This is a genomic window from Acinetobacter sp. UBA991, from assembly GCF_002292065.1.
Lineage (GTDB): Bacteria > Pseudomonadota > Gammaproteobacteria > Pseudomonadales > Moraxellaceae > Acinetobacter > Acinetobacter higginsii.
Genome location: NZ_DBBF01000036.1, coordinates 21835 through 28007, shown reverse-complemented (window position 1 = coordinate 28007; position 6173 = coordinate 21835). Strand labels below are relative to the sequence as shown.

Here is a 6173-nt window from a genome sequence, read left to right as displayed (position 1 = left end):
CGAATTTCTACATCACGAAATTTTGTTGTCGTTGTTGTCACAATCGGACTCCTTCCATTGAGTTTGAATCAGCAAATTAACCTGCTTTACTGTATAGCAATGTATTAACTTGTATATACATCCATATACTACACAAAACTTTTATATTGAAAAGATGCTTTTCAATTCTTTTATGAAAATAAATTACAAACTTATGAAATAAATAGATTTATTTTTTGATCGGCAATAAAAAACACATACAACCTGAAGTCATATGTGTTTCGTGAAGTTTGCAAAAAATTAGATTTTTGTGAGTTCGATCAGACAAGCTTGCTTAAAACGCTCAGATTTTAAAACCAGTTTTTTCAATGCTTTTTGCTGCTCGATTTTAAGACTTTGCTGGTGTACTAAACGAAAAACCTGCCGATCCACTTCAATTTCCAATGGTTCTGAACTCTGATTAAAAATAAAAATCAGATCGGCTGAACTGAACATCTCAGTGCTCGCTGACTCAAACAGCCATTGGTAGCAGGAATGCCATTTTTCAGGATGATAAATCAAATTAAAGTCCCGGATCGGTCCGTCAATTAGTCTACAACTGGTCGTGCGATCCCCACTGAATTGAACAGATTGTAAAGTTCTCAGATGCTCGGAATCACCGGCAATATTCAATACGATGCCAGCACCTTCCAATACCGTAAGGATGCGTTGCATGCCATTAAACTTGGAAAAATCCCCCGAAGTTTTGACATCAGCCATGGAGATACGCCAATCAAACGTATCCAAACTGTCACCGTCACTTCGGGCAAGCTCAACGGTATAACCTGCACCATTCTTCCACAGCATCTGTTTATAGTCAGCCGTGTCTAAGTGTTGAATCATTGGGTAAATTTACCTTCCAGATAATAACGGCTACCCGGATAGATCAAGCGCGCACTGGAAATGAGTTGTTTATTTGACCAAGTTCTGCGACGAATCAACAGACAAGGTTCAGTCTTGTTTATTTTCAGCCATTTACATTCTTGTGCTGACGCTAAAATTGCGGTCACCACATGTTCCCCTTCAGTCACGGGTGCTTTCGACATTAAATAAGCATTTGGTGTGATGGACTTAAAATCTTGTGCCAAATAATCTGGAATCAACATCGGATCGACCAGTCGATCTTCGATTTGTACAGGCACATCATTTTCATAATGCACGATGATCGAGTGAAATAGTTTTTGTCCTTCACGAATCTGCATCAGCATACTTTGTTCAGCATTGGCCTGAATCTGTTCCAGTACCAAAACTTCGGCATGATGTTTATGATTTCGGGCAATGATTTCTTCGGCAATATTATTGACATGAAACAAAGCGGTACGCCCTTGTCCTTCTGCAACAAAAGAACCAACACCTTGGATACGTACCAACAAACCTTCACTGGTGAGTTCGCGCAAGGCACGATTCACGGTCATGCGACTACAGCCGAGTAAATTAACCAATTCACTTTCTGATGGAATTTTTTTATTGACGGTCCATGTTCCTTCATAGATTTTTTGCGAAATCATTTGTTTCACACGCAAATACAAAGGAACAGGACTATCTTCTTCTAAGGACAAATCTAAATCGTTTTGCTTTGTCGCTCTTGACATTGGCTAAAACTCATACTAAATACTATAACTCATTGTATATTGAATTTAGCGCAATTGTATATACAAGCCTATACAAATAAACAATTTAGGCTTAATAGAAGATAAACAACTCTGATTTAATCTCTTAAATATCCCAAATTTATTCAAGCTAAACCGTATAGCGTTTGCTTAAACCCCATTCAGCCAAGATACGGCGATACATGGTCGAAGAACGATCTGCTTCAAAATGTGCTTCCATACTAATATCTAAAGGTAATTCTTCTGGCTTTTGCGCCTCTACCATCTCTTGATCTTCGGCAAAAATCTGCGCATTAAAATCATAGACTGCCTGTAAATCCCCCGTGGTATCGAAATTACGGGTTAACGGTACAAACAAACGGGTCTTATTATGCGAGATGGGACAACAGGCATTTAAAATCTTGAGCACCCCGTCATTTGGAAAATGAATGGTCAGTATTGCTGAAAATGGCGGATAAACATCAAAGATTCGTTCCCATAAAAAATCATCGGGTGCTAAATGTTGCATACCATGCGGATAGTTGCTGACATTACTGGTGTAGTTCGTATGCAAGCCATAATCGGTACGTTCAGTCCAATATTTAGGTACTACAGGATTATCTCGATCGGCAAAGGCCTGATGATGCACCCAAGCAAAGTGTGCCACATCAATAAAACCTTCCAGTTGACGACCGCTTGAACCGGCAATATCCACAGAAGGCGGCAAAATGGCTTGATGTGCCTCACTCTCCCATGTGTCTAATACAGGGAAATTTGCCAAACTTTCATCTCTGCCCAAAATGCTGGTCCAAACCAAGCCATATTTTAAAACCACGGGAAACTTGGTCAGCGAAAAGCGCTCTGAGATTTTAGTTAAATCAGGTTGAGCTGGGATTTTAGTGCATTTGCCATCTTCATTAAAATGAAGTCCATGATAAGGACAAATCAAAGTGTCTCCCTCAACCCAGCCTTTACTCAAAGGCACACCACGATGCGGGCAAATATCTCGTGCTAAATGAATCTGCCCTGTTTCGGTCTTATACAAAGCTAGATTCATATCCAATAAGGTCACTTGCTGAGGTTTACTGCCCACATCTTCAATACGTGCCACGGGATACCAATGTTGTGCAAGAATCTGCCAATCCTGATCATCAAATTGGCTATGACATGGCTTATTTGGAAGATTGATGAATGGAATTGCGTTCATATCCTGTGCTCATTTTTAAGATTTTTCTCTTCAAGAGCAGTGTGGAATAGATCAATATTCTCGTCTATTAGAATGATTTATATGCATCATTCTAAAAATTAGAACAGCCTAGGCACTAAAATTGCTTCTGTATTAAAACCTGCTTTATCTCAAGTGAGTTTGCAATGGCCTTGCCATTTTCACGTTTTGCCGATTATTTTATTGCCGTTGCCAAAACAGGCAGTTTAAGAAAAGCAGCCGATCAACTGTTTATTTCTGTCTCTGCCGTACATCGGCAGATTGTTTTGGCAGAAGAAGAACTCGGTGTGGCTTTATTTGAACGTTTACCCAGTGGACTCAAGCTGACCTTGGCTGGTGAATTACTCTATGCCGATCTACGCAGCTGGCAAAAAGAGTTTCAAATCACACAGAAACGTTTGAATGAAATCCAAGGCATACAACGCGGTTCAATTGATTTTGGGATGATTGCAGCACTCAATGAAAGCTTTGTCAGTGCCGTGATGCAGTCTATTGTTCAGCAATATCCGTGGATTAATTTTAAGGTTCGTGTCTTGGACAGTGATCGTATCGCTGATCTGGTGATTAATGCTGAACTGGACTTTGGCTTGATTCTGAACCCCAAACATCAGCATCAATTGCAGATCAGTGCCTTTATTGAAATGCCCTTGGGTTTCGTAATTCCTAAACAGCACCCTTTAGCCCATAAAGAAAAAATCTACTTCTCCGATACGCTGGAATTCAATCATATTATTCCTGCCGAGCCTTTGGTTATTCATGACCATGTCACCGCCTTATATAAAAAACAGGACTTTCACCCACGCCACACCATCGAATGCAACGATATCCATATGATGATTTCATTGCTCAGACAAAACCTAGGTATCAGCATCATGAGTTATCTGGATGCAGCCCCTTATATTGAAAATGCTGAATTTGAATTTAGAGCGATCAATGATCATGGCCTACATCCAATTACAGTTGCACTTTGTGTTGCACCAAAACGGCAACTTTCTCGGATTGCTCAAATCATGATGAATCAAATCATTATCGAGATGGAAGCACTAAAATCGCGCATGCTACAGAATATTCATCAATAACATGGTATTTTTGCACCAAAACAAAACACACAAGCTATTGATTTAAATCAATATAGTGTTTGACACCCAAAGATTTAATCAGGTAAGTTGATGTGAAGATTCACCTTTTTCACGATTTAGGCATTGCTATGGTTTGGCCCAATACAGACGCTCATTTAACAGCAGATTATCCACGCGATATGGTCGGTTATGCCGATCAACCTCCACATGCCCAATGGCCCAATCAAGCAAAAATCGCGGTTCAGTTTGTGCTGAATTATGAAGAAGGCGGCGAAAAGCATATTCTGCATGGCGATGAAGGATCAGAACAGTTCTTGTCTGAAATCAGTGGTGCAGAAAGTTATCCTGCTCGGCATCTTTCGATGGACTCGATTTATGAATATGGATCACGGGTCGGTTTTTGGCGGATTCAGCAGGAATTTGCCAAACGCCAATTGCCTATGACTATTTTTGCTGTGGCGATGGCGTTGCAACGTAATCCATTGGTGGTCGAGGCGATCAAACAACACCATTATGATGTGGTCTCGCATGGCTTACGCTGGATTCATTATCAAAATATGGATGTTGCAACCGAGAAACAACATATGGATGAAGCCATGCATACCCTTAAAGATTTGTTTGGTGAAATGCCGACAGGTTGGTATACAGGCCGTGATAGCCCGAATACCCGTCAATTATTGGCTGAATATGATCAGGTGCAATATGACAGTGATTATTACGGCGATGACTTACCCTTTTGGACAACACTCAGCAATGCAGCGGGTGCAAGCCGTCCGCATTTAATTATTCCCTATACACTTGATACCAATGATATGAAATTTGCCTCACCAACTGGTTTTAATCGCAGTGAGGATTTTTTTGAATATTTAAAAGATGCTTTTGATGTCCTCTATGCAGAGGGAGCAACCTCACCCAAGATGCTTTCGATTGGTATGCACTGTCGAATTTTAGGACGTCCTGCCCGCTTTAAGGCATTACAACGTTTCCTTGATTATGTGCAAAATCATGATCGGGTCTGGATTTGCACCCGTCAGCAGATTGCGGAGCATTGGTATACACATCATCCTTTTCAAGCTTAGGTTTATTAAAGCGTCATCATGTGTCGTATATCCGATTTAAACAATTTATCCAAACAAAATAAGCTTTAAGCTACTCCTTTAGAATAAGGAGATGATCAGGATGAAAGTACAATATTTTGCAGCGAGTACACTAGATGGATTTATTGCGACCGAAGACGATTCTTTGGAATGGTTATTTGCATTAGGCGAACTAGATAACTCAAGTTATCCCACGTTTATTGCAAATGTTGGTGCTTTGGTGATGGGATCGGCAACTTATGAATGGATATTGAATAACGCAGAGCAAGTTGCTGCCGAAACAGGTTCTCCTTGGCCTTATACTCAGCCAACTTGGGTATTTTCCAGCCGTAAACTGCCCTTGATTGAAGGTGCAAATATCCATTTTATACAAGGAGACATCACTCCTGTTTATGCTGAAATACAATCCATCATTGAGGATAAGAATATTTGGATTGTAGGCGGTGGCGAATTAGCGGGTCAGTTCTATGATGCCAATTTGCTTGATGAACTGATTATACAAATTGGCTCAGCCACCCTTGGGAAAGGAAAAGCGCTTTTCCCCCGAAAAGTACTTGCTCCAACACTTAAATTGATCTCCGTTCATCAAATGGGTGAAGGTATGGTTGAATTACATTATAGCGTTGAACATAAAAAAAATTAGTAAAATGTTGAATGCCTTATCTAGCCTGTAAATACTGGTGAAACAATTAAAGAACTCCCCCAACTCAATCGAATTAACCCATTCTGTCAAATAAAATGGGTTATTCGGAAGAATTTTCCAATCGTTGAACTGATACAATTTTATGACCTGATTGCGAATCGAGGAGATGCGTTTATACGACATTTCTTAATGCCCAAATAGGAAAAATTAAAAAGGAAAAATGCTTATGGCGCTTATTTCATGCCCCGAATGCAGCCGTCAGGTTTCGACCCAAGCCAACTCCTGCCCGCATTGCGGTTATCCTCTGCAGACGCAACATAACACACCCGAGCCAAGAGCATTGCAATCACCGCATGTGTTAAGCCGCACCATCATGGCACTCGGCGCTTGGCTGATCACGCCTTGGATTGCGCGACTCCTCTTCGGACTAGCGGTGCTGGTATTTGCCTATCTTTCACTTAAGAGCGAATGAATAAGCTTAATTAAAGAACTACATAGCCTTGTTAGTTGTACACGTGTTTT

Annotated in this window: 7 protein-coding genes; 4 read left to right on the top strand and 3 right to left on the bottom strand. The window is 40.6% G+C overall.

Translation table 11 applies throughout. The annotated features are described in order from the left end of the window. Positions 1-279: 279 nt before the first annotated feature. The 3 genes from B2727_RS15255 to B2727_RS15245 all read right to left on the bottom strand — a co-directional run bounded on the left by B2727_RS15255 (position 280) and on the right by B2727_RS15245 (position 2814). A complete protein-coding gene (locus tag B2727_RS15255) occupies positions 280-861 on the bottom strand; it encodes a HutD family protein (protein WP_033134062.1) in 582 nt (193 codons plus the stop codon). Beyond that, the gene (gene hutC / locus B2727_RS15250) at positions 858-1610 is read right to left on the bottom strand and encodes a histidine utilization repressor (protein WP_004654214.1); all 753 of its coding nucleotides are present in this window, start codon (positions 1608-1610) and stop codon (positions 858-860) included. The genes B2727_RS15255 and hutC overlap by 4 nt, the downstream gene beginning before the upstream one ends. Positions 1611-1758: 148 nt before the next feature. Next, positions 1759-2814: an aromatic ring-hydroxylating oxygenase subunit alpha gene (locus tag B2727_RS15245; protein WP_033134063.1), complete on the bottom strand. Its 1056-nt coding sequence runs from the start codon at positions 2812-2814 to the stop codon at positions 1759-1761. Between the two features lie 164 nt (positions 2815-2978). Here B2727_RS15245 and B2727_RS15240 point away from each other — a divergent pair, with 164 nt between their 5' ends. From B2727_RS15240 to B2727_RS15225, 4 genes are all read left to right on the top strand, one after another. Next, positions 2979-3911 carry a LysR family transcriptional regulator gene (locus tag B2727_RS15240; protein ID WP_033134064.1) on the top strand — a complete coding sequence of 311 codons (933 nt, stop codon included), beginning with the start codon at positions 2979-2981 and terminating at the stop codon, positions 3909-3911. 128 nt (positions 3912-4039) lie between these two features. Next, positions 4040-4990, top strand: a complete 951-nt coding sequence (gene puuE, locus B2727_RS15235; RefSeq protein WP_033134065.1) for an allantoinase PuuE — start codon at positions 4040-4042, stop codon at positions 4988-4990. A 100-nt stretch (positions 4991-5090) separates the two neighbouring features. Next, the gene (locus B2727_RS15230) at positions 5091-5651 is read left to right on the top strand and encodes a dihydrofolate reductase family protein (RefSeq protein ID WP_033134066.1); all 561 of its coding nucleotides are present in this window, start codon (positions 5091-5093) and stop codon (positions 5649-5651) included. A 226-nt stretch (positions 5652-5877) separates the two neighbouring features. Continuing rightward, a complete protein-coding gene (locus B2727_RS15225; protein WP_005312984.1) occupies positions 5878-6123 on the top strand; it encodes a zinc ribbon domain-containing protein in 246 nt (81 codons plus the stop codon). Positions 6124-6173: the final 50 nt, after the last annotated feature.